Below are 23386 nucleotides of genomic sequence, written 5' to 3' on the forward strand. Positions count from 1 at the left end.
CAACCTATGTCTGCCCAAATCTTTCCGCGTAATGCCAACGCGATCTTTCTGGCCAGCCTCTTCGGCCTTGTGATGCTGGTGGTCGGCATCGTTGCCGCCATGGTCGGGTTTTATCTCTCGCCGTGGTATACCGATGTCGGGATTGCCCCGGCCCAGCCGGTGCCGTTTAGCCACAAGCATCACGTCAGTGAGCTGAAGATCGATTGTCGCTATTGCCATGCGACCGTCGAGAAGGCGGCAACGGCCGGTTTTCCGGCGACCGAGACCTGTATGTCGTGCCACTCGCAAGTGTGGACGACTAGCCCGTTGCTAGAGGTGGTGCGCACCAGCTACCAGACTGGCGAGCCGGTGGTGTGGAACCGGATTTACGACCTACCCGATTTTGTCTATTTCAACCATTCGGTGCATGTGGCGAAAGGGATCGGCTGTAGCTCGTGCCATGGCCGGATCGACCAGCAACAGTTAGCGGCCAAGGCCCAACCACTCTATATGGGATGGTGCTTGGGATGCCATCGCGCGCCGGAAGATTACATTCGTCCGCGTGAAGAGGTCTTCAATATGGAGTGGGATGTGAATGCGTTGTCGCTGGCCCAACGGCAGCAACTGGTGATCGAGTATCAAATCCCCACCGATGGCCGGTTGACCAACTGCTTCGTGTGCCACCGCTAGAGGAGAGTTGATCATGAGTCACGCGCATGCGCAGAGTGAAGGCCCTTCTGCTGAGAGTTTGGCCCTCAATCACGAAGTTAGCGACGCACGCGCCCAGCCGGTGATTTGGGGGGTCGTCATGGTTGCCGGCACCATGGTGTTGGCGTTTGTGCTAGCGATGGTGTTGTTGGTGGTTTGGGTGGGGCCGGTGGCCGATCAGAGCAATACCCTCTCGAATGACGAGGTAACGCAACTGCAATTGCCGCCGGCGCCACGGCTTGAGCAAAATCCACGGGTTGACGGTGATCGGATCATTGCCGAAGCGACCGAGCGGCTCGAAAGTTATGGCTGGGTCAATGAGCGGGCCGGACGGGCGCATATTCCGATCGAGCGGGCAATGGAACTCTTGCTCGAACATGGCCTCGATGCGGTGAAATAGCCCGCTGCATCACTAGAGAGCAGGAAGTATGCGACACTGGTTTTCGTTCGCGCTGATTGGGTGGCTCGCTGTTCTGCTGGTAGCGCCGGCGACGGCGTTGGCGCAGGGTGGCAAGACGAACCCATCTGATAACGTTGGCTTTGAGCAGCGCATGGGTTCGCAGGTGCCGCTCGATGCCATATTCGTTGACGAGCAGGGGGCTGAGGTGCGGCTCGGCCAGTTCTTTACCGCTGGCCAGCCGGTCATTCTGGTGATGAACTACTACGAATGCCCTATGCTCTGCTCGTTCGTGCGCGAAGGGGTGTTGGCGGCGCTGCAACAGGTAACGCTTACGGCGGGACGCGATTTTCAGGTGGTGAATATTAGTATCGACCCGCTTGAGACGCCGATGTTGGCGGCGAACGTGAAAGCGTTGACGATGCAGCGTTATGCCCGGCCCGGCGCTGAGAGCGGCTGGCACTTTCTGACCGGCAGCGAAGAGCAGATCCGGCGGGTAGCAGACGCGATCGGATTCAAGTATTTCTACGACGAGACGATCGATCAATATGCCCACGCTGCCGGGATGGTCGTGCTGACGCCGGAAGGTAAAACCGCGCGCTATTTCTTTGGGATTGAGTTTAACGTGTCGGACGTGCGGTTAGGCATCGTTGAGGCTTCAGCCGGCAAGGTGGGCAATCCGATTGACCAGTTCTTGCTGCTCTGCTACCAGTATGACCCCGCTTCCGGCAGCTATACGCCGGCGATTATGACGATCTTGCGCATCGCCGGGGCGCTCACGGTCATTGGGATTATCACGATGATTGTCATGTTAAGCCGCTCGACTCCCGGCGGCAATCTACCGCCGCCGCGTGAGGCGGCGCCGGCCTAGCGGCAGTAGCGACCGGGGCGGTTTTGCCCCCAGATAGGACGAGGTATGCGCGATTTTCCGTTGTTTCCTGATCAGGCGTCAACCTTTGCGACACAGGTTGACCAACTCTACTTCTTTCTGGTGGCCCTGAGCCTGATCTTTGCCGGGGTGCTGCCGTTTGTCATTCTCTATCTGATCGTTCGCTATCATCGCAGCCAGAAGGTTGATCGCAGCAATCCAGTTGACTCGAACTTGAAACTCGAACTAACATGGACGCTGATCCCGCTGGGCTTAGTGATGGTGGTCTTCTTCTGGGGCGCGTTTCTCTATGTGCAGATGCGCACGCCGCCAACCCGCACGCTTGATGTGTACGTGATCGGCAAGCAGTGGATGTGGCACGTGCAACATCCGAATGGCAAGCGGGAAAATAACGAGTTGCACGTCCCGGTTGGCCAGCCGGTGAAGTTGATTATGACCTCGCAAGATGTCATTCACAGCTTCTACGTGCCGGCCTTCCGCGTCAAGCAAGATGTGCTGCCCGGTCGCTATACAATCATGTGGTTTGAGGCGACCAAACCCGGCGAGTATCATCTCTTCTGCGCCGAGTATTGCGGCACCGAGCACTCGCTGATGATCGGGCGGGTGGTAGCGTTGCCGTTGGCCGACTACGAGCGCTGGCTGGCGACCCCCGGCCCGGTGGTGTTGCCCGACGGTACGATCGATACCGGCCAGCCGGTGGTTGCGCCAACGATCGGCGATCCGATGGCGGCTGCCGGCGCGCGCCTGTTCACCAGCCTCGGTTGTCTTGGCTGCCACGCGATGGCCGGTGGTGGCGTCGGGCCGAGCTTGCAGGGTCTCTATGGGGCGACTGAAAAGATGGCCGATGGTTCGACGGTGGTGGCTGATGAGAATTATCTGCGCGAATCGATCCTCAATCCGAACGCAAAGGTCGTGGCCGGCTACGCCGCAGTGATGCCATCGTATCAGGGGCAGATTACCGAAGACCAGCTCAACCAACTGATCGCCTATATTAAGTCGCTTGCCGACACGGGGAACTGAGCCTATGAGCACGCTTTCGCTTCCACAGAGCAGCTATATTCGCGACAACTCACGCACCTTCACCGATTGGTTGAAGTCGTGGTTGTTGACGGTCGATCACAAGCGGATCGCGATCCTCTACCTGTTGTCGATCAACTTCTTCTTCCTGCTCGGCGGGTTAGCCGCGACGCTGGTGCGAGTCGAGTTGATCACGCCGCAAGGCGATCTGATGTCGTCGGATGTCTACAACCGGGCCTTCACCTTGCACGGCGTGATCATGGTCTTCTTCTTCCTGATCCCGTCAATCCCGGCGGTGTTGGGCAACTTTTTGGTGCCGCTGATGCTCGGCGCGCGTGATCTGGCCTTCCCGCGCCTGAATCTGCTGAGCTGGTATCTCTATATGATCGGCGGCCTGTTTGCTTTGATCGCTGCCGTCTTTGGCGGCGTCGATACCGGCTGGACGTTCTACACGCCGTTTAGCTCGACCTACTCTAACTCGAATGTGGTGATGACGATCACCGGCGCCTTTATTATGGGCTTTTCGTCCATTCTGACCGGTTTGAATTTTATCGTCACCATCCACAAGATGCGCGCCCCCGGCTTGACGTGGTTCCGGCTGCCACTCTTTATCTGGGCCAACTACGCAACTAGCATCATCCAGATTCTGGCGACGCCGGTGTTGGGCATTGCGCTGCTGCTGGTTGTGGTCGAGCGGTTGTGGGGCGTGGGGATTTACGACCCGGCGCTCGGCGGCGACCCGCTGCTCTTCCAGCATCTCTTCTGGTTCTATTCGCACCCGGCGGTCTACATTATGATCTTGCCGGCGATGGGTGTAATTAGCGAACTGATTAGCACCTTCTCGCGCAAGCGTATTTTCGGCTACGAGTTCATCGCCTTTTCGAGCATTGCGATCGCGATTTTGGGCTTCCTCGTCTGGGGCCACCACATGTTCGTCAGCAGCCAGTCGGTCTACGCTGGCTTAGTCTTCTCGTTCATTACGATGCTGGTGGCGATTCCGTCAGCGATTAAGGTGTTTAACTGGACAGCAACGCTCTACAAGGGTTCGATCAGCTATCGCACGCCGATGCTTTATGCGCTCGGCTTTATCGGTCTGTTCGTGATCGGCGGGTTGACCGGCATCTTCCTTGGCGTGACCGCGGTTGACCTGCACGTGACCGACACCTACTTTGTAGTGGCCCACTTCCACTACGTGATGGTCGGTGGCACGATTATGGCGTATTTGGGCGGCATTCATTTCTGGTGGCCCAAGATGACTGGCCGGATGTACAACGAGACGTGGGGCAGCATTGCGGCGCTCATCATCTTCGTTGGCTTTAACATGACCTTCTTCCCGCAGTTCATCCTTGGCTATCTGGGCATGCCGCGCCGCTACCACGTCTATCCGCCCGAGTTCCAGATCCTGCACGTGATGAGCACCGCCGGGGCGAGCATTTTGGCGATCGGTTTCATCGTGCCGCTGATCTACCTTGGCATTTCGTTGCGCAAGGGAGCGATTGCCGGCGATAATCCGTGGGGCGCGACTGGTCTCGAATGGAAGACCTCGTCGCCGCCGCCGACGTTCAATTTCGACAAGACGCCGATTGTGACCGAAGAAGCGTATGCCTATCCGCCAGAGGCGGCTGAGCGCGATGCGGCGGCGTGGCGGCCCGGCTCGCCGTTGTAAATCGTGCTGATGATGGCAGGGAGCGACGTTCTCGCGTAACGTCGCTCCGCATTCGCATACATTTGTCAATTGGTCAGAGAACATACATCGCAATTGGACGCAGAGGAGAGAGCGTTGGCAACCATCACACACGAAGAAGCGCATGCGCATACGCACGGCCCCGAACTGCAACACCAGTTCGAGACGCCGGAGCAGCAGAAAGAGGCGGCCACGCTGGGTATGTGGGCCTTTCTCGTCACTGAAATCATGCTCTTCGGCGGCATCTTTATGGCCTACATCGCTTACCGCTGGGCCTTCCCGGAGGCGTGGGAAGAATCGGCGGCGCTGCTCAATACGCCGCTTGCGACCGTCAATACGGTGGTGCTGCTAGTGAGTTCGTTGACGGTGGCGCTGGCGGTGAATGCCGCCGAAGAGGGGAGGAAGCGGCGCCTGATCACGATGCTGGTGCTGACCATCGTGCTGGGTGTGACCTTCCTTGTGATTAAGGGGTACGAGTACAGCGAGAAGTTTGCTCATTGCGCCGGCGCGAAGGATCCGATTAGTTGGATTACCGGCAGCGACCTGCACGAGAGCCACGAGTGTTTGGTGCCGGGCCGCGGGTTTATGTTCCCTGATGAGCATGGCTCAACGAGCGGCGGGCACGGCGCGGCAAAGACGGCGACGCAATCCGGCCACCAGCTCTTTTTCTTGCTTTACTTCAGCGCAACCGGCTTGCACGCGATCCACATGATCATCGGTTTAGGGGTGATGACGACGATCTTGGTGATGGCCTTGCGTGACCGCTTCTCGCCAACCTACTTTACGCCGGTTGAGATTGGCGGTCTCTATTGGCACTTGATCGATATCATCTGGGTATTTCTCTTCCCACTGTTCTATCTGGTTTAGGAGGGCGCGATGGCTGAACAGCACGCACATGCTCATGCGCATCACCACGGCGAGAAGCATACCCATATTTCGCGGGGAACCTATTACCGCGTCTTTGCGGCGCTGATGGTGTTGATGGTGTTGACCGTCGCCGCGTGGTGGGTTGAGAAAAACCTGCTTGAGATACCGGGATGGCTGGCGGTAACGATTGCCATGTCGATCGCGATTGCCAAGACGGTCTTGATTGTGCTCTATTTTATGCACGTCAAGATCAGTAGCCGGATGACGCAGGTCTACGCTGCCGGCGCGTTTGTCTGGTTGATCATTCTGTTTGTGATTACAATGGGCGATTATGTGGCCCGCGGCTGGCCGCCGCAGGCCGGGCCGTTGCCGTAGGCAGAGCGGGATCAACGCGACACCATATCGAGTAGTAAGGGCGGGTTTCAAACCCGCCCTTATAATCTCTCTGGCAACCCGCTCTTACCGCTCGCGGCTCGCTACCTACCCAAACCGTTGGCGCAGCGCAGCAAGACTGGTATGAGCGAGGCTCGGCAAGGTGAGATCGGCAGGCGGCAACGGCACCTGCCTCGAAATTGCGCCGGGGATGGCGACCACCGGGCAGCCGGCGGCGCGGGCAGCGCGGATGCCGTTCGGCGAATCTTCCAGCACGAGACAGCCGGCAGGTGGCAGGCCCAACCGGGCCGCGGCGGTTAGAAACAGATCGGGCGCCGGTTTGGTGGCGACCACATCATCGGCGGTCACGACCGTCGCAAAGGCGTGGTACACCTCGAGCCGCCGCAGCCAGCCTTCAACCCAACGCCGGCTGCTGCTGCTAGCGACAGCGCACGGCAAGCCGGCGGCGCGCGCTTCGGCTAGCAACTCGGCGACGCCGGGCAAGAGCGGCTGATCGGCGCTGAGCTCATCTTTGCGCGCTTGCCGGCGGGCCAGAATCGTGTCGCGCTCGGCGATGACGCGCTCGGCCAGTAAGGGATCGCGCTCACGGAGCAAGCTGACTAAATGGGTATGAGCGTCAAAGCCGGCGTTTGCCCCCAACGTCGCCGCCCAATCGTGAACGTTCAAGGTAACGCCGTATTCGGCATATATTTCTTGCCAGCTCTGCAAGGCTGGGGTTTCGGTATCGACCATCAGGCCGTCGAAATCGAAGATCAGGGCGCGAATGGGCATGATAGATCCTTATTGGTGAACCATGGGTTAGAGCCGCACGGCCGTGCGGCTCTACAGCCGTGCGGCTCCACGGCCGTGCGGCTCTACGTATTATCATACCATGGTGTTAGCGGGGGCAATTGCGCCTCTGGGCTGATGGCGGGCGCCGGTTGGATCGGTTACGATAAACACGGCGCAGCTTTACCCCGGAGGACTGGATATGCTCAGTAATATTGCAGAATCGGTGCGTCTGCGACCGTTCGCTGGTTCGGCAGCCGATTACGCTGCGCTGGCAGCGATTGCCAATGCGGCTTTTCCTGATAGCCACGAAACAGCGGAAGAGATCCAACATTGGGATGCGATCCGTCCTGCCCATTGCGTGATAGCGCGGTGGCTGGCAGAGGTGGGTGAGACGGTGGTGGCGGCGGCTGAATATTTTCATGCCGCATGGATGTACCACCCGCGCAAATTCTTTATCAGCATTGCAGTGCTGCCGGAATGGCAAGGGCGGGGGATCGGCAGCTATTGTTATGATGAGCTGATGCGCGAGCTGGCCGACCGGCATCAGCCGTTGCAGGTGCGGAGCAACTGCCGCGAAGATCAGGCGCGCAGCGTACGCTTTCTCACCGATCGCGGCTTCCGCGAAGAGATGCGCACGTGGGAGTCTCGGCTCGATCTGCGCGCGTTTGACCCGGCTCCGTTTGCCGATGGGCTGGCGCGCGCCGTTGGGCAGGGGTTTACAATCTGCAACCTCAACGAGTGGCTAGCGCGCCTGCCCGATGCCCGCCAGCGCCTTTACGAGGCGATGATCGAGATGCGGGCCGATGTGCCGCAACCCGAACCGTTCACGCCGGTTGATATGGCGACGTGGGAGCGGACGGTGTTTGACGATCCGCACCTCTACCCGGAAGGCTATTTCTTGGCGCTCGACGGTGATGAGATCGCGGCGGTGAGCCAGCTCTGGAAGCATGCTGAGCCGGATGTGTTGATGACTGGCATTACCGCCACGCGCCGGCATTACCGGCGGCGCGGGTTGGCGCTGGCGCTGAAGGTGCATGCGTTGAACTTCGCCAAAGCCGCCGGCTACCGCGAGGTGCGCACCTATAACGCGACCACCAACCGGGCTATGTTGAGCATCAACGAAGCATTGGGGTTCGTGAAGCAACCGGCGTGGATCGAATTTGTGAAGGATGTGGGGTAAGGGAAACGGGAGGGACATTGCAGCGCAATGTCCCTCTGATGACGGGTAATACTTGTTTTATGATGACGATTCGACCCTTTCGGTGGGATGAAACCGATTATCATGCGATGGCGACGGTGTACGGCGCGCTCGTGCCAGACGCACCGCTCAATGCAACCGAGTGGCGAGTGCGTGATGAGTTGCACAACCCGCAATTGGCGCTCTACCGGGCGATCGGCGAGCTTGATGGCGTCGCGGCAGGCTATGCCGAATATTATCAGCCGACGTGGTGCGCCGATTCATACCATATTGAGACGTTGGTCTACGTGCATCCGGCGTATCAAGGGCGCGGGTTAGGCGCGGCGCTCTGGCAGCATGTGCGGCAGGCGTGGCAGGCGTTGCAGCCGCGTCACGTATTGGCAAAAGTGCGCGAAGATTGGCAGGCCGGCTTCGCCTTTGCGGTGCGGCGCGGTTTTCAGGAAGACCGGCGGGTGTGGCTCTCGCGGCTGGAGGTGGCGAGCTTTGATCCCGCTCCCTTCAGCGGCGCGATCGAGCGGGTGACAGCGCAGCAGATTGAAATTCATAGCTTTGCTGCTCTCGCCGCTGCCGATGCCGGCTTCTGGCGCAAGTTGTACGCATTTGAACAGCAAACCACTCGTGATATTCCATCGGCCTTTCCAGTAGCCATTCCCGCCTACGAGCAATGGATGAAGTTCTATCAGCCTGACAATGGCGCGGTGTGGGAAGGTAGTTTTGCGGCGATGGCTGATGGGCAAGTGGTCGGGATTAGCACCCTTGAGACGATCGATAACGAGACCGATCTAGAAGTGGGCTTTACGGCGGTGCGGCGCGACTACCGCGGGCGCGGGATTGCGCTGGCGCTAAAATTGTGTACGATCGCGTATGCCCAAGCGATGGGTGTGACCGGGATTCGTACCGACAACGACAGCACCAATCAGCCGATGTGGCAGATTAATCAACGGTTAGGCTTTCAACGCGGGCCGGTGTGGATCGTGCTGCGCCGGCGTGAACAGACCGAGGAGGTGACGTGAACGGGTTGCCGTTGGTTGAGTTGGCAGGCGATGCCTACACACAGGGTTGGCGGCACGGGCGCGTCTTGCGCGAGGCGATTGCCGCCAACCTGCGTATTTATACCGCACGCTTTGAGCGCGAATTGCGTATGCCGCTCGCTGAAGTATGGCGGCGCGCTCTGCGGTATGCGGACGCGATTGCCGGGCAAAATCCGGCGTATGCCGCCGGGATGCGCGGGATTGCCGATGGCGCCGGGATAGAGCTAGCGGCGATTGCGGCGTTGAATGTGCGCTACGAACTGTTCTACCAATATTTCCGCGAGTATGATCGTCCGCCCGCCAAGCCTGACGGATGTACGGCGTTTGCCCTCTTGCCCGCTGAGACAAGTGATGGCCATCTGCTGGTAGGCGAAAACTGGGATTGGATCACCGGTGTGCGCGGCGCAATTGTGGCGACGGTTGAACCTGATGGCCTGCGCACACTGGCCTTTACCGAAGCCGGTATTTTCGGCGGCAAGATCGGTCTAAACTCGGCGGGGTTGGCGTTGTTGATTAACGGACTCAGCAGTACGGCTGACGATTGGGCCAGCTTGCGGCGACCGTTTCACGTGCGCTGTTATGAAATCTTGCGCGCGCGCACCCTTGCCGAGGCGCAGGCGGTGATCACAGCGGAAGCGCGGGCCGGTTCGGCCAATTTCCTCATTGCCCAAACGCCCGATCAGGTGATCAATATCGAGGCGGCGCCGGAAACGGTGGCCGTGAGCGGGTGCGCCGGCGGTTGCCTGATCCACGCGAACCATTTCAACGACCCGGCGGCCTTGGGCATCGTCGAACGCGCGATCGAGCGGGTGCCGCATTCGCAATGGCGGCAAGCGCGCTTGCAAGCGCTGCTGGCGCCGCGTCCGCAATCGCTGGCGAGCGTGCAAGCGGCATTGCGCGACCATGATCGCCATCCCTATTCGGTCTGTTTCCATATTGATCCTGCCGATCCGCCCGATGAATATTACGAATCGGTCGCTTCGATCATCATGGATGTGACGGCCCAAACGTTGTATGCTACTGATGGGCCGCCGTGCGAGCGCGAATATGGGCAGTACCGGTTGGCGGCTGGGGCGGAGGAGTCATAGCGTGGTGACGATACAAGTGTGGGTTGCATAAACAATCGTCAATGCGTTTTCAGACTCGCGCTCGCAATCATGCACGAGGCAAAGGCAACCAATGCGCACGGTTCTCTTTATCTGCACCGGCAACTACTACCGCAGCCGCTACGCCGAGCTGCTGTTCAACGCCATGCGGGTACCGGGTTGGCAAGCCGACTCACGCGGGTTGCGGCTCTCGGCTTCCAATCAGGGGCCGATCTGGCCCAACGTTCTGGTGCAATTACAACAACGCGGCTTTCCGCCGCCTTCCGAAATCCGGTTGCCAATAGCCTTGACCGAACCCGATCTGCGGCGCGCAACCGTCGCGATTGCCTTGGATGAGCGCGAGCATCGCCCGTTGATGCAGCAACGCTTTCCGGGGTGGGAGGATCGGATCCGGTACTGGCAAACGCCCGACGTACCCTTCTTGCCCGCCGCTGAGGCGTTTCGCCGGATCGAGGCGGGAGTGGCTGAATTAGTGGCGGAACTGAGCCGTTGGCAACCGGCGGGTTAGGCGCGGGCCGTTGGGAGAGGGTGGCAACATGCGCGCGATCCGCGTGGTGTGAGAGCGAGCATACTGGCGCTCGACGCACGCAAGGCGTACCGGCTACCACATGTGAGGGAAACTATGGAGATCGGCGTCGTTTCGGATACGCATGGCCGGCTGGCGCCAGCGGTGCTGACGGCATTAGCCGGGGTTGAGCTGATCTTACACGCCGGCGATATCGGCCATGAAGCCATTCTCGACCGGCTCGCGACTATTGCGCCGGTATTGGCTATTCATGGCAACACCGATGAGGGCACGGCGCTGGCCCGCACTTATCCGGCGCACCGCTGGATCGAGCGCGAGGGAGTTATGATCTATCTGACCCACATTGGCGGCCAGCCCCGCCATCTTGTGCAATCGTTACCGAAGACGGCTGATGGCCGGGTGCCGCGGGTCTATATTTTCGGCCACAGCCACCGGCCATTGTACGAAATGTACAATGGGGTGCTCTTTCTCAATCCGGGCACTGCTGGCGCGCCGCGGGGGGCGGGGTTGTCGGTGGCGCGGTTGACGGTGGCCAATGGCCAAGCGAGCGCAGCGATTATCGAGTTGGAGAGATGAGGGCAAGAGGGCGTTATGGCTCCAACCACAACAGTACAGCGTAGACTCGATTGGCGTGGGCCGGTGGTCGGGCTTGGTTTGATCATCCTGTTCGCGTTGCTCCCGGCGATTGCAACGGCATTGGATTGGGAGCGACGGCTCTTCTTTGCAGTTCATGGCATCTGCGCGCAGAGCCATAATCTGATCGCTGGTGGAGTGCAGTTTCCGCTCTGCGCTCGCGATAGCGGCATCTATCTCGGGCTGATGGTGACGCTGGGAGTGATGGCCGCGTTGGGGAGGATGCGGGCCGGGAGGTTGCCGCCGCTGCCGATCGGCTTGACGCTGATTGGCCTGATGGCAGTGATGGGGATTGATGGGTTGAATTCAACCGTTGCCGAGCTGGGTTTTCCGCCGGCGTACCCGCCGCGCGACGATCTGCGCCTTGTGACTGGGTTGGGGTTTGGTGCGGCGTTGGCGATAGGGCTGTTATTGGTCGCTAATCATACCTTTCTATCGCCCGATCTGCTGGCTGCCGAGCAAGCGCCCGTCGGGAGCTGGCGCGATCTGGGGATCGTGATCGGCGCGTTGGGCCTTGTGGTGGCAGCGATCGCCGCCAACCAAGCGGTGTTGGCATGGCCGCTGGTCTTGCTCAGCGTGATTGGGGTGACGGGGGTGATGACCTTTGCCGTGGCGCTGCCGATCAGCGCCTTTGCCGGTCTGAGCGGGCGAGTGCGGCACGTGCGGCAATTAGCCTTGCCGGGAATCGCCGGATTTCTGGTGGCGTTGCTGTTGCTGGCCGTGCTGGCGCGCTGGAAAATCGGGTTAGAGGTATCAGGCTTGCTGCCGCCGCCACTGATCCCAGAGTAGCCCTCTGGTAAAGCCACACGGCTGGGCGGCTCCTGTCCGGCGAGCAGGCCAGCGGCCCGCGCTCCGCGCCGAGAGAGAAAAGGCGGGCCAGCGGCTCGCGCTCCGGGCCGAGAGAGAAAAGGCGGGCCAGCGGCCCGCGCTCCGGGCCGAGAGAGAAAAGGCGGGCCGGTGGCCCGCGCTCCGCGCCGAGAGAGAAAAGGCGGGCCGGTGGCCCGCGCTCCGCGCCGAGAGAGAAAAGGCGGGCCGGTGGCCCGCGCTCCGGGCCGAGAGAGAAAAGGCGGGCCAGCGGCCCGCGCCCCGTGCGGTGAGCGGGCCGGCGGGTCAGCGGCCCGTGCTCCGGGCCGAGAGAGAAAAGGCGGGCCAGCGGCCCGCGCTCCGTGCGGTGAGCGGGCCGGCGGGCCAGCGGCCCGCGCCCCGTGCGGTGAGCGGGCAGGCGGGCCAGCGGCTCGCGCTCCGGGGGCGAGCAGGCGCACCGGATCATAACAAGCCAGTAGTGCGGCTTAGCCACAGCCGTACTACCGGCTCATTTGCCATCTTCTTCACCGCGGCATCGTCACCTTCAGGTCGTTCAGCGCAGTGCGCAGGTTGTCAAGCGCGACGCGCGCCTCAGGTGGGAGCTGATCGAGGCTGGCGACCGTTTCGAGCACGCGATTGGCGGCGATCGCAAGGCTATCGAGATGGCCGAGCAGACAGCCAGCTTCGCGCGCTTCGGCAGTGCGCTGGCCGAAGAGGGCGTGCCAGTAATCGGCTGAAGCTAGATAGCGCGTTTCGCCGAGCAGTTCAAGCGCCAGCGTGCAGCGGTCAAGCGGGCGGATCGCCAACACCTCTCGGTCGTTGAGCGTAATCTGGCCGGGTGCATGGCGGATCAAGGCGATCGCGTCATCAGTGCGGCTCACGCCATCTTCACTTAGATGCAAGGTTCGGATCTGCATACCACCAACTCCTTCGCTTAAACACGACCATGGCGCTCGAGAGCGCTGCGCGGTAATTCGAGCGGACACAAGACCAACAACGCTTGGGCCGGGGCATGGCCGGGATTGTGCCAGCGGTGGGGCAACACCGCCTCGAACAACAGGCTATCACCGGGGCCGATGGTGTAGGTATGATCGGCGACGGTGTAAAGGATGTTGCCGCTCAACCCAAACACAAATTCTTGACCGGTATGGACGATTGACTCAGGACCGCTGCCGGCGCCGGGATCGAGGGTGAGCAACAGCGGTTCGAGGGTACGGTTGGCCAAACCGGGTGCTAAATCGGTGAGCGCGCCGTGCGGGAAGAGGGTCGCTGTCGCCTGACCGGCAGGGGTGAAGACAACGCGCTGTTGGGGCACATCAGGCGTAAAAAAGGCGCTAATCGGCACTTGCAGCGTCATAGCGAGGCGCTGAAGCGTGCTGACGCTCGGCGAGGTGCGGCCATTTTCGATCAGGCTGAGCGTATTCACGGCCAACCCGCTCGCTTCGGCCAGCGCGCGGATCGACATCCGGCGCTGCTCGCGCAGGGCGCGCAGACGATTGCCAACATCAACGCTCGCATCTTCACCGATGCCGTGGGTAGCACTGGCAAGTTCAACCTCAGAACGCACGGCTCTCTCCTTCCGGTTGCGCTTGATCTGTTCATTATTATAAGACAAATTTACGATTTGTCACCCATTAAATTGGTTGCATTCTAGTAACAGTTATCGGCGTAAACAGAACCCCTGCGCCAGTGCAAGGCGCAGGGGTCTGGGAAGCAATCAACAAAGACGCGCGCGATCAGTCGCCGGTGGGGGTGCGCTGGCGCATCCGCTCATACTTCTCGCGGGCGCGGCGGGCAAGGGCGAGGGCGCGGCGCTCGCCGTGCTTGGCGATCGAGTACGAGGTGCGGCGGATGCGGTTGCCGTCGCGCCACGTCGCCTCGTAGACCTCGCGGCCATCCTTGATGGTGCGGCGCACGCCAACAATACCAGTGCTGGTGCGGGAAACGCCAATCACTTGCCGCTCGGTGCGCGGCTTGCCTAACTCGCGCTCGGTGGCGTTGCGCCACTCGATAGCGGCAGCCAAAGCGGCCAGCCGGTCGCCATACACCGAATCCGAGAAAAACTTGCTCCGGCGCTGCTTGTTCCACGTCACGCGCACAAAATAGCCAAAGGTGCGCTTAGCCGGGTGATCGATGCGGGTAATCCCTTTGTGCTTGGTGGTCTTGGGGCGAAGACGAGCCGGCAGCTTCTTCGTCTCGGCCACAGGCTGCTCAGCAGGGGTGGAGAGCAGCCGGCGCGCCTGTTCCGGGTCGAGATCGGGGAGCGGCTCGTAGCGTAGTACGGCCATCGGATCGTCGGTTGCGGGCAGCGTCGTTGCTTCCTCCGCAGCAGTTGTCGGCTCGATAGCCGGCAGATTAGCCGGCCGGACAGCGTGTCGGCGGGGCATTGCTGATTGCTCCTTTTGAAAACGTGATCGAATTTGTACGATTAGTGATTGCCTCGAAGGTTGAAACCTCCGATTTCTATCATACCACATTTTGTCCATTCGCTGCACAGCAATACTGGGCAAAAAAGTACAAATTTGGTTGGATAGAGCGTCTGATTCATCAATAAATAATTGTGATGAAACGCACAATTTTGAATAAAATTGTGGTTTTTCTCACAAAACCGGCAGAGTGAAAGTTCCCTGTTCAACTGTCAGGTGGTGAACCACTGTTGGGCACATGGGGCGATGCAGGCGTGGGATCAAGCAAGATTAGACGAGATCGGATAATATTCGGAAATATATGTTGTAGCTTTGCACAATCGTCATCGGTAGAGCTTCGTTTATAGACGTAACATTTAGGAGCTTATATTGCGAGATGTTGAACGTTGCAACTTATGGATCCGCCGTGCAGGTAACCCGGCCCTGAAGGGCCGGGCTAGGCTTACGAAGCCCGCTGCGCGGGCTGGTGCCCTCACCCCCCGGTCCCTCTCCCACCTGACGGCGTTCAAGGGCGGACAGCACGGATGAGCACAGATACGGCTGATGGTGTTGGGAAGCGCCATTTCGCCCTCACCCCCAGACCCTCTCCCACTGGCGCGGGAGAGGGGAGTGTAGCACTAGGCGTTGAGGCATTGCACAGCGATCAACCGTTGTACTCAATCAGATGTGCTGTCTGCCTCTCAATCTGACGGCGGGAGCGGGGTAGGGGGTGAGGGGCGAGCGAGCGGGTTGACGCAGCCCGGCTGTTATAGTGAGGGGCGCGCTCACTTCATGTCATGGCGAGGGCGCGCAGCGCCCGCAGCAATCTCCTGCTTCAGCGGCAAGCATGTCTGAGCGTATCGCTCCCGTGCTCGCGGGAGATTGCTTCGCCGCGCTAGGCAATGCGCAGCATTGCCCTTCTGTGGCTCGCAATGACAGCACCTTGGTGCAAAATAGTCGCTGAGGTGACGTTCTTTGAAATAAGGCGCACGTACTGAAGTTTGATATCTTGACAGCATAGCTATAATGTAAGAGCGATCTTACCCACCGAGAAAGTTCGCTGCTGATACAACACTCTCACCATCCTCCTTCCTTCTCCTTTTCTCGGTCACGCTTCAGCCAAATTGATATCCGCCTGATACATTTCAGGCAGTGCCCGCCGATGCCTTATGGTCCGCCGTGACGTGTGTGCGAGGAGGGTTGCGTATGCCGGAAAGTATTCAGTGGACGCTGAGCGTGGCTGTGGCCGGAGGGCCGCGGAAGACCGAATCCCAGACGCTGCCGGTTGATGTCTATTTGAAAGGCCAAGTGCAGATCGCGGCGGCTAGCGGCGCTACGCCGGGCCAAGCCAATTTCGCCGCGCCGTCGGGCGGTGGTACGGTGCGTTTTGTCTTGATTTCGGCGAGCCGGTATGATGCAACGCCGCCATTGACCTATACCGTCGATGGCGGCAGCGCAATCACACTCGACGGCCCTCATCTGCTGATTGGCGCTGGGGCAGTAGCGTTGCTGGGCACGGCCAATCTCGATTTTGCTTTTTCCAATCCAACGGCGCAACCGGTGACGGTTGAAGTGCTGATCGGGCGCGATGCAGCGTAGGCTGCCATTGCCAACGGCGGCATGATCCGTCCTCACAATCGGGTTGCGCTGCCATCATCCATGGCGCCGGACGAACGATACCTTTCGGGCTATCGCAAGGAGCAACAGTATGCCGGTCACTTTGTCGTATCCGGGTGTCTACATTGAGGAGGTGCCGAGCGGTGTGCGCACGATCACCGGGGTGGCGACGTCGATTACCGCTTTTGTCGGGCGGGCGCGGCGCGGGCCGGTGCATGATCCGGTGCGGATCCAAAACTTTGGCGATTACGAGCGGCTCTTTGGCGGGTTGTGGGAAGCGAGCACGATGAGTTATGCGGTGCAGCATTTCTTCCTCAACGGCGGCACTGATGCCTTGATTGTGCGCCTGATCAATGGCGCGACTGCGGCCCGTTTCACCCTTTCGCCAGCGAGCGGAACCGATAATCTGACGCTGGAGGCCAGCAACGAAGGCGCATGGGGCAATCATTTGCGGATCAGCATTGACCACGCGACCCGCGAACCATTGCAACCCGATGAGTTTAATCTGACCGTCGTCGAGATTATTCCGGGGACGAATCCGGTGCAGGCGGCGCGGCGCGAGACGTTTCGCAATGTGTCGATCAATCCGGTGGCGCCGCGCTATGTCGGTACGGTGCTGGCCCAAGAGTCGCTGTTGTTGCGCGTGCCTGATCCGCATCCCGGCGCCTTTCCCACGGTGCGGCCAGCCGTCGTGGCCGATGCGGCGCCGGCCACGAATGGCACGGATGGAAGCGCATTGACCCAAACCCAGTATACAGGTGATTTCGATGCAAAGACCGGCATGTATGCGTTGCGCAAGGCCGATCTCTTTAATTTGCTCTGCATTCCGCCCTTTACCCGTGATACCGATGTGACCGAATCGGTGTGGACGGCAGCGCTGCGTTTTTGTCGCGACGAGCGGGCGTTTTTGATTATCGATGCGCCATCGAGCTGGCGGAGCATCGCTGCGGCGGTGGGGAGGATCGGCACGTTTAGCGCAGCGGTGGCGCGTGACGATCATGCGGCGATCTATTTTCCGCGGGTGCAGATTCCCGACCCGTTGCGCGAGAACCGGCTGGAAGAGTTTGCGCCTTGCGGTGCGGTGGCTGGCGTCTTTGCTCGCACCGATGCCCAGCGCGGGGTGTGGAAGGCTCCGGCGGGGCAGGACGCGACGCTGTTTGGCGTGCGGGCGTTGGCGGTCAATTTGACCGACCGGGAACAAGGCCAACTCAACCCGCTCGGCGTCAATTGTCTGCGCACCTTCCCGGTGAGCGGCAATGTGGTCTGGGGAGCGCGCACCTATCGCGGCGCTGACCAGTTGGCTTCGGAATGGAAGTACATCCCGGTGCGCCGGTTGGCGTTGTTTATTGAAGAGACGCTCTACCGCAGTCTGCAATGGGTGGTGTTTGAGCCGAACGATGAGCCGCTGTGGTCACAGATCCGGCTAAATGTGGGTGCGTTTATGCAGACCCTCTTCCGGCAAGGCGCGTTTCAGGGCCGTTCGCCGCGCGAAGCCTATCTGGTGAAGTGTGACCGCGAGACAACAACCCAGACAGATATCAATATGGGAGTGGTAAACATCGTGGTTGGCTTTGCGCCGCTCAAGCCGGCTGAGTTTGTGATTATCAAGATTCAGCAGTTGGCCGGGCAGGTGGAGTAAGGCAAGCGAGGGCGCAACACGTTGGGCCTGTACGATGGGCAAAGAGGGCACAACAGCGTTGCACCCATACAAGGGGAATAGCGTATGGCTCAGTTTAGCGTCAATGCGCAGCGGTTCGATCCCTACAAGAACTTTAAGTTCCGGATCAAGTGGGATGGCCGGTACGTGGCCGGGATTAGCAAGGTGTCGGCGTTGAAGCGTACCACCGAGGTGGTCGAGCATCGGGAGGGCGGTGATGCGAGCAATGTGCGCAAGTCGCCGGGCCGCACCAAGTATGAACCGATCACGCTTGAGCGGGGTGTGACGCACGACACCGAATTTGAGAAGTGGGCGAATAAGGTCTGGAATTACGGTTCTGGACTAGGGGCCGAGGTCTCGCTGAAGGATTTTCGCAAAGACATCATTATCGAGGTCTACAACGAGGCCGGCCAATTGGCTATCGCCTACCGGGTCTATCGCTGTTGGGTATCGGAGTATCAGGCTCTGCCTGAGCTCGACGCCAACGCCAATGCGGTCGCCATCCAGAGCATCAAGCTGGAGAATGAGGGTTGGGAACGCGATTACGCCCTTGGCGAACCGGACGAGCCGAGCTTCACTGAACCGCAGTAAGCAGGGAAGGGGCGCACTGATTCAGTGCCCATACCGCATGTGGCGCTGTTGCGTTCATGAGGTGAACGATGGCCATTTCCGCAGCGACGTTGCTCGACATTTGGGAGGCAGGCGCGGCGCAACCGCCGCTCGCGCGGGTGCTGGCGTTGTTGGCGCCGTTGTTTCCAGAGATAGCCGTCGCCGAGTTGCCGGTTGGCGCGCGCGATGGTTTGCTGTTACTGGTGCGGGAATGGCTGTTTGGCGCGCAGATGGAGTGTGTCGCGGTCTGCCCGGCCTGCGCCACCCGATTAGAGTTTTCGTTGGCGACGACAGCTCTGCGCGCGTTAGCGCCGGCAACGGTGGTGCAATCACTTGACGTTGGCGGCCAACAACTTGCCTTTCGCCTGCCGGCCAGCGCCGATCTGCTGGGGTTGCCACCCGGCCCGGCTGCCACTCGCCGCCTGATCGAACGCTGTTTGATCGATGCGCCGGCGATGCTGTCCGATGAGGCATTGGCAGCGGTCGCGACCGCGATGGCGAACGCCGATCCGCTGCTCGATCTGCGGATCGAGCTGGCTTGTCCCGATTGCAGCCACTCGTGGGCCGCGCCCTTCGATGTCGCGGGATTTGTCTGGCAAGAATTGGAGCGGTGGGCACGGCGGTTGTTGCGCGATGTGCATACGCTGGCGCGCGCCTACGGCTGGCGCGAGAGCGAGATTCTGGCGCTGAGCCCGCAACGGCGCGCCTTGTATTTGCAGATGGTGAACGATGAACGATCCGCTGGCTAATCTGCTGGCGCGCAGTTTTGGCGAGCTGGCTGGGGCGGTGCAACCGCGATTGCCGGCCCGGTTCGAGCTGGTTGCGCCCTTCGGCGGTGAGGTGGCCGTGCCGCCGGTGCAGATGGGTGATCAGGCTGCGCCGGGGTCGCCGCCGGTGCAGGTGGGTGATCAGGTCACGCTGGGGTCGCCGCCGGTGCAGGTGGGTGATCAGGCTGCGCCGGGGTCGCCGCCGGTGTGGGTGGAGCCATCTCCCGCACCGCTGGCTAGCGCGATCCCGCCGGTTGAACGCCGGCAAATTCCGCCGTTGCCAGTAGCCCCGCTGGCGGCGTGGGGGCAACCACCAACCACCGCCAGCGAGCTGCGGCGTCCATCGACGATGCCGCCTGCTGCGCCGGAGCGTATCTCGCCTGATCGTGGCGTGAGCGAGGCGAACAGCGAGCGCACTGCGCCGGCGAGTCTGGCGGGTTTCGTCGAGCCGCGCGGGTTGCCGGCGCCAGCCAACGCCATTGATCCACCGCGGCTGGCGGATGTTGCCGCCGTGTCGCCGGCGTCTGCCGTTTCGTTCCAGCCGGCTAGCGTGCCGGATGCACCGCGCGAACCGGGAGTGCCGGCGATCCGGCCCTTCTCTGCGCCGGCGCCGGTTATGCCACGCGAACCGGTGGCCCCGCCGCCGCGCGAACCGGCAGCGCCACCGCATCCGCCACGCATCACTGTGACCATCGGGCGGGTGGAGGTACGCGCCGTGCCGCCGCCACCACCGTCATCGCGCCCCCGTCCGCAACCGCCGGCTCCGAGGCTCAGCCTTGACGAGTATCTGCGCCGGCGGGAGGGAGGAACGCGATGAGCAATGCGCTGGCGATTGCCGCTGTTACCGCCGTGTTGCGCGATCTGCTGCAAGACGGTCTGATCGATCACGACCTCACCGGCGCGCTCGGTGATGTGACGGTGAGCGTCTTGGCGCCGGCGCAGGCCCTCGCCGCCTTTACCCCCAATAGCGGCCAACTCAACCTCTTTCTCTACCACGTGAGCTACAACCCCGGCTGGCGCAACCATGGCTTGCCGTCGCGTTCGGGACGCGGCGAACTCATCAGTGATCCGCCGCTGGCGCTCGATCTGCACTATTTGTTGACCGCCTACACCGACCAAGACTATCTGGCCGAACTGCTGCTAGGGTATGCGATGCAGCTCTTGCACGAGACGCCGGTGCTATCCCGCGATGCTATCCGCATTGCGCTGGCCCCGCCTGCGCCGGTCAGCGGCGTGGCCTTGCCGGGATCGGCCCGCGCCAGTCTGGTGGCTGCCGATCTCGCCGATCAGATCGAACAGATCAAGATCACTCCCGAACCGCTGAGCCTCGAACAGGTCTCGCACATCTGGTCAAGCATGCAATCGCCGTACCGGCCTACCGTGGCCTACCAAGCATCGGTGGTCTTGATCGAGAGCCGGCGGCCTACCCGGCAGGCGCTGCCGGTGCGCCGGCGCAATCTCTATGTGCTGCCGCTCAGCCAGCCGCGCATCACCCAACTCGGCTCACAACGCACCGCAAACGATCCGGTGAACTTCCAGCAGCCGATCTTGCCCGGTTACCGGCTCGTGATCCGCGGCCAGCAGTTGCGTGGTGATGATGTCGTGATCCGGCTTGGCGAGACTGAAGTGGCGGTACCGCCGGATCAGATGACCGGCACGCAGATCATTGTCGCGCTGCCGGCAAGCTTACGGGCCGGCGTGCAGGTGGTGCAGGTGGTTCACCGGCTGCGCCTCGGCACGCCACCTACTCCGCACCGTGGGGTCGAATCAAATGTGGCAGCGTTCATCTTGTCGCCAATGGTCAGCGCCACTGCCGGCCCGCGTGATGGCAACGGCAATGTCACCCTCACCCTTGCCCTCACGCCGCCGGTGGGTAAACAGCAGCGGGTGACGCTCTTGCTCGACGAGACGCCGCCGCCGGCCAACCGGCCACCGCGCTCGTTCGCGTTACCGCTGCCGGCGCGCGCGCCGGCGCCTCCACCCAACGATACTGATGCGACGCTCACGCTCACGACGGACATTGTGCCGGCGGGAACCTATCTGGTGCGGGTGCAGGTAGACGGAGCTGAAAGTCAACTTGACGTAAGTGGAAGCGGGTTTAGCGGGCCAACGGTGATCATCCCATGAGCACGGCCACGGCAATCGATTGGGTGACAGCAAACCAGCGTTATCTGAGTGCGGCGCTTGACGTGATCAAGCGGCGCTTGGCCGGCGAGCGCGACGAAGCTGGGTTGCGCGAGGCCGGGCAGGCCCTTGCCGCTGCCCGCGCTGCCTTGCCTGCGCTGCCGGCGGTCGAGCGGTTGCGCATCATCTTTGGCTTGACCGATTTCGAGACTGAACTGCTGCTGCTCTGCGCGGGGGTGGAACTCGATAGCGGTTTGGCAACGCTCTGTGCCACAGCGCAGGGTGATCCGCACCGCTTCCGTCCAACCATCGGGTTGGCGCTGGCGGTGCTGCCCGCTGCCCACTGGAGCGCGGTGACGCCGACGGCGCCGCTGCGCCACTGGCGGTTGATTGAGCTGGCCGAGGGTGAGCCGCTTGCGACTGCGCCGCTACGGATCGACGAGCGGGTGCTGCACTACCTGCTCGGTGTGGCGACGCTCGACCGGCGCTTGCAACCGCTGGTGCGCCTGCTCGATCCGGCAGTGGCGCTGCCGGCCTCGCACCGGCAACTCGTGGAGCGGATTGCGGCGCTGTGGGAAGAGCAACCTGCGCCGCCGGTGCAGATCTGCGGCAGCGATTCGTTCAGCCGGCAGGCGATTGCCGCCGCGATTGGCGAGCGACTGGGGCGGGCAGTGTACCTGCTGCGGGCCGAAGATGTGCCCGCCGGCCCCGCTGAGCAAGAGTTGTTGGCCCGCCTGTGGGAGCGAGAAGCGGCGTTGAGCGGCGCGCTGGCGCTGATCGCGGTGGACGACGGCGACACGTCGCGGGCGTGGCTTGGGTGGCTGGAACGGGTACAGGGCATGGTGTTGCTGGCGAGCGCCGATCCGCTGCCGTCCGGCGACCGGCTGATCGTGCGGGTTGATGTGCCGCAACCCGATCGTACCGAGCAACGGTCGCTCTGGCAACAAATATTGGGTGAACGCAGTCTGGCCCTCAAAGGCCAACTCGAACCGCTGCTGGCCCAGTTCACCCTCAATGCCAACGCCATCCGCGCTGCCGGCTTGGCGGTCACGACCGATTCTGCCGCCGATTGGTGGGAAGCCTGCCGCGGGCAGGCTCGCCTCCGCCTCGATGGGTTGGCCCAGCGGATTGAGACGGCGGCGGGTTGGGACGATCTGGTGTTACCGGACGAGCACATGGCAACGCTGCGCCAGATGGTAGCGCACGTGCGCCAACGGGCGCGGGTGTACGAGCAGTGGGGCTTTGGCCAGCGCGGTGAACGCGGGTTGGGGATTAGCGCCCTCTTTGCGGGGCCGAGCGGCACCGGCAAGACGTTGGCTGCCGAGGTATTAGCCAACGAGCTGCGGCTCGATCTCTACCGGATTGACCTGAGCGCGGTGGTGAGCAAATACATCGGCGAGACCGAAAAGAATCTGCGCCGCATCTTCGACGCTGCCGAAGGCGGGGGCGCGATTCTGTTGTTCGACGAAGCCGATGCGCTGTTTGGCCGGCGCAGCGAAGTGAAAGATAGTCACGACCGGTACGCCAACCTCGAAGTGAGCTACCTCTTGCAGCGGATGGAAGCGTACCGCGGTTTGGCTATTCTCACTACCAACATGAAGCAAGCGATTGACACCGCCTTCCTGCGCCGTATCCGCTTTATTGTCAACTTCCCATTCCCTGACGCGGCGCAACGCCGGCGTATCTGGCAGCGGGTCTTCCCGCCTGCCACGCCGCTGGCCGGGTTGGATTGGGTGCGGCTAGCGCAGTTGAATCTGGCTGGCGGCAACATTCGCAGCATCGCCTTGAATGCCGCTTTTCTTGCCGCTGATGCCGGCGAACCGGTCGGGATGCGCCATATCTTGAGCGCGGCGCACAGCGAATACGCCAAATTGGACAAACCGCTGACCGAGACAGAATTGCGAGGGTGGGGGTGTTAGCGACGGCTGCTGATGGGGTGTGCGATGGAGGTTGCGATTGAGATAGAGATTGCGGAAATCGCCTTGATCGGCTTTGGGGCCATTGACCGCGAGCGCGTCAGAGCGGCGCTGGTCGCTGAGTTGAGCCGGTTGCTGGCGGAAGAGGGCATACCGGCGGGCTTGAGCAGCGCCGGCGCAATCGAGACGCTTGACGGCGGCGCGTTCCGGTTAGGGCCGGGGATGCGGCCTGAGCGGATCGGCCAGCAGATCGCGTTGGCGCTCTACCGGGGGTGGCAGTAGTGGTTG

25 protein-coding genes are annotated in these 23386 nt (G+C 61.6%); 21 read left to right on the forward strand and 4 right to left on the reverse strand.

The genetic code is table 11. The features are described 5' to 3' along the window. Positions 1–6: 6 nt before the first annotated feature. The 7 genes from A6A03_RS18495 to A6A03_RS18525 all read left to right on the forward strand — a co-directional run bounded on the left by A6A03_RS18495 (position 7) and on the right by A6A03_RS18525 (position 5916). A complete protein-coding gene (locus tag A6A03_RS18495) occupies positions 7–669 on the forward strand; it encodes a cytochrome c3 family protein (RefSeq protein ID WP_066791227.1) in 663 nt (220 codons plus the stop codon). A 13-nt stretch (positions 670–682) separates the two neighbouring features. Continuing rightward, complete coding sequence (locus tag A6A03_RS18500) at positions 683–1087, forward strand: hypothetical protein (protein WP_066791229.1); 405 nt, start codon at positions 683–685, stop codon at positions 1085–1087. 28 nt (positions 1088–1115) lie between these two features. Then, on the forward strand, positions 1116–1955 hold the full coding sequence (locus tag A6A03_RS18505) for an SCO family protein (RefSeq protein ID WP_066791230.1): 840 nt from the start codon (positions 1116–1118) through the stop codon (positions 1953–1955). Positions 1956–2000: 45 nt separating this feature from the next. Then, positions 2001–2993, forward strand: a complete 993-nt coding sequence (coxB, locus tag A6A03_RS18510; protein ID WP_066791231.1) for a cytochrome c oxidase subunit II — start codon at positions 2001–2003, stop codon at positions 2991–2993. A gap of 4 nt (positions 2994–2997) precedes the next feature. Then, positions 2998–4656: a cytochrome c oxidase subunit I gene (gene ctaD / locus A6A03_RS18515; protein WP_066791232.1), complete on the forward strand. Its 1659-nt coding sequence runs from the start codon at positions 2998–3000 to the stop codon at positions 4654–4656. 114 nt (positions 4657–4770) lie between these two features. Continuing rightward, positions 4771–5541 (forward strand): cytochrome c oxidase subunit 3 family protein, encoded by a 771-nt coding sequence (locus A6A03_RS18520; protein ID WP_066791233.1) that lies wholly within the window; start codon positions 4771–4773, stop codon positions 5539–5541. Positions 5542–5550: 9 nt separating this feature from the next. After that, positions 5551–5916 carry a cytochrome C oxidase subunit IV family protein gene (locus A6A03_RS18525; protein WP_066791234.1) on the forward strand — a complete coding sequence of 122 codons (366 nt, stop codon included), beginning with the start codon at positions 5551–5553 and terminating at the stop codon, positions 5914–5916. A gap of 105 nt (positions 5917–6021) precedes the next feature. On the opposite strand, the gene A6A03_RS18530 is transcribed toward A6A03_RS18525, so the two are convergent. Then, positions 6022–6705 carry an HAD family hydrolase gene (locus A6A03_RS18530; RefSeq protein WP_066791235.1) on the reverse strand — a complete coding sequence of 228 codons (684 nt, stop codon included), beginning with the start codon at positions 6703–6705 and terminating at the stop codon, positions 6022–6024. Positions 6706–6904: 199 nt separating this feature from the next. Between A6A03_RS18530 and A6A03_RS18535 the strand changes: the two genes are divergently transcribed. From A6A03_RS18535 to A6A03_RS18560, 6 genes are all read left to right on the forward strand, one after another. After that, positions 6905–7885: a GNAT family N-acetyltransferase gene (locus A6A03_RS18535; RefSeq protein ID WP_066791237.1), complete on the forward strand. Its 981-nt coding sequence runs from the start codon at positions 6905–6907 to the stop codon at positions 7883–7885. A 59-nt stretch (positions 7886–7944) separates the two neighbouring features. Then, complete coding sequence (locus A6A03_RS18540; RefSeq protein WP_066791310.1) at positions 7945–8916, forward strand: GNAT family N-acetyltransferase; 972 nt, start codon at positions 7945–7947, stop codon at positions 8914–8916. Next, the gene (locus tag A6A03_RS18545; RefSeq protein ID WP_066791239.1) at positions 8913–10022 is read left to right on the forward strand and encodes a C45 family autoproteolytic acyltransferase/hydrolase; all 1110 of its coding nucleotides are present in this window, start codon (positions 8913–8915) and stop codon (positions 10020–10022) included. The genes A6A03_RS18540 and A6A03_RS18545 overlap by 4 nt, the downstream gene beginning before the upstream one ends. A gap of 91 nt (positions 10023–10113) precedes the next feature. Beyond that, positions 10114–10548, forward strand: a complete 435-nt coding sequence (locus tag A6A03_RS18550; RefSeq protein ID WP_066791241.1) for an arsenate-mycothiol transferase ArsC — start codon at positions 10114–10116, stop codon at positions 10546–10548. A gap of 114 nt (positions 10549–10662) precedes the next feature. Then, positions 10663–11142 (forward strand): metallophosphoesterase family protein, encoded by a 480-nt coding sequence (locus A6A03_RS18555; protein ID WP_066791242.1) that lies wholly within the window; start codon positions 10663–10665, stop codon positions 11140–11142. 15 nt (positions 11143–11157) lie between these two features. Continuing rightward, positions 11158–11988 (forward strand): DUF2085 domain-containing protein, encoded by an 831-nt coding sequence (locus A6A03_RS18560; protein ID WP_066791243.1) that lies wholly within the window; start codon positions 11158–11160, stop codon positions 11986–11988. 539 nt (positions 11989–12527) lie between these two features. Here A6A03_RS18560 and A6A03_RS18565 read toward each other — a convergent pair. The 3 genes from A6A03_RS18565 to A6A03_RS18575 form a co-directional block, all read right to left on the reverse strand. Further along, complete coding sequence (locus tag A6A03_RS18565) at positions 12528–12920, reverse strand: hypothetical protein (RefSeq protein WP_066791244.1); 393 nt, start codon at positions 12918–12920, stop codon at positions 12528–12530. A 17-nt stretch (positions 12921–12937) separates the two neighbouring features. Then, entirely contained in the window at positions 12938–13570 is a 633-nt protein-coding gene (locus A6A03_RS18570) for a cupin domain-containing protein (protein ID WP_066791245.1), read from the reverse strand. A gap of 169 nt (positions 13571–13739) precedes the next feature. Continuing rightward, positions 13740–14390, reverse strand: coding sequence for an AP2/ERF family transcription factor (locus A6A03_RS18575; protein ID WP_066791247.1), 651 nt, complete (start codon positions 14388–14390; stop codon positions 13740–13742). Between the two features lie 1224 nt (positions 14391–15614). On the opposite strand from A6A03_RS18575, the gene A6A03_RS18580 reads away from it, so the two are divergent. The 8 genes from A6A03_RS18580 to A6A03_RS18615 all read left to right on the forward strand — a co-directional run bounded on the left by A6A03_RS18580 (position 15615) and on the right by A6A03_RS18615 (position 23380). Continuing rightward, the gene (locus tag A6A03_RS18580) at positions 15615–16007 is read left to right on the forward strand and encodes a hypothetical protein (RefSeq protein WP_066791249.1); all 393 of its coding nucleotides are present in this window, start codon (positions 15615–15617) and stop codon (positions 16005–16007) included. A 109-nt stretch (positions 16008–16116) separates the two neighbouring features. Further along, positions 16117–17664: a phage tail sheath family protein gene (locus tag A6A03_RS18585; RefSeq protein ID WP_066791251.1), complete on the forward strand. Its 1548-nt coding sequence runs from the start codon at positions 16117–16119 to the stop codon at positions 17662–17664. An 84-nt stretch (positions 17665–17748) separates the two neighbouring features. Beyond that, positions 17749–18273 carry a phage tail protein gene (locus A6A03_RS18590; RefSeq protein ID WP_066791253.1) on the forward strand — a complete coding sequence of 175 codons (525 nt, stop codon included), beginning with the start codon at positions 17749–17751 and terminating at the stop codon, positions 18271–18273. A gap of 68 nt (positions 18274–18341) precedes the next feature. Continuing rightward, on the forward strand, positions 18342–19040 hold the full coding sequence (locus A6A03_RS18595; protein ID WP_066791254.1) for a hypothetical protein: 699 nt from the start codon (positions 18342–18344) through the stop codon (positions 19038–19040). Continuing rightward, positions 19021–19875, forward strand: coding sequence for a hypothetical protein (locus tag A6A03_RS18600; RefSeq protein WP_066791255.1), 855 nt, complete (start codon positions 19021–19023; stop codon positions 19873–19875). The genes A6A03_RS18595 and A6A03_RS18600 overlap by 20 nt, the downstream gene beginning before the upstream one ends. Further along, entirely contained in the window at positions 19872–21185 is a 1314-nt protein-coding gene (locus tag A6A03_RS18605) for a Pvc16 family protein (RefSeq protein WP_066791259.1), read from the forward strand. Before A6A03_RS18600 ends, A6A03_RS18605 begins: the two co-directional genes overlap by 4 nt. Continuing rightward, positions 21182–23101 (forward strand): ATP-binding protein, encoded by a 1920-nt coding sequence (locus tag A6A03_RS18610; RefSeq protein WP_066791261.1) that lies wholly within the window; start codon positions 21182–21184, stop codon positions 23099–23101. The genes A6A03_RS18605 and A6A03_RS18610 overlap by 4 nt, the downstream gene beginning before the upstream one ends. 24 nt (positions 23102–23125) lie before the next feature. Beyond that, positions 23126–23380, forward strand: a complete 255-nt coding sequence (locus A6A03_RS18615; RefSeq protein ID WP_066791263.1) for a hypothetical protein — start codon at positions 23126–23128, stop codon at positions 23378–23380. Positions 23381–23386 lie beyond the last annotated feature (6 nt).

Origin of the sequence: Chloroflexus islandicus (genome assembly GCF_001650695.1) — a bacterium.
GTDB lineage: Bacteria > Chloroflexota > Chloroflexia > Chloroflexales > Chloroflexaceae > Chloroflexus > Chloroflexus islandicus.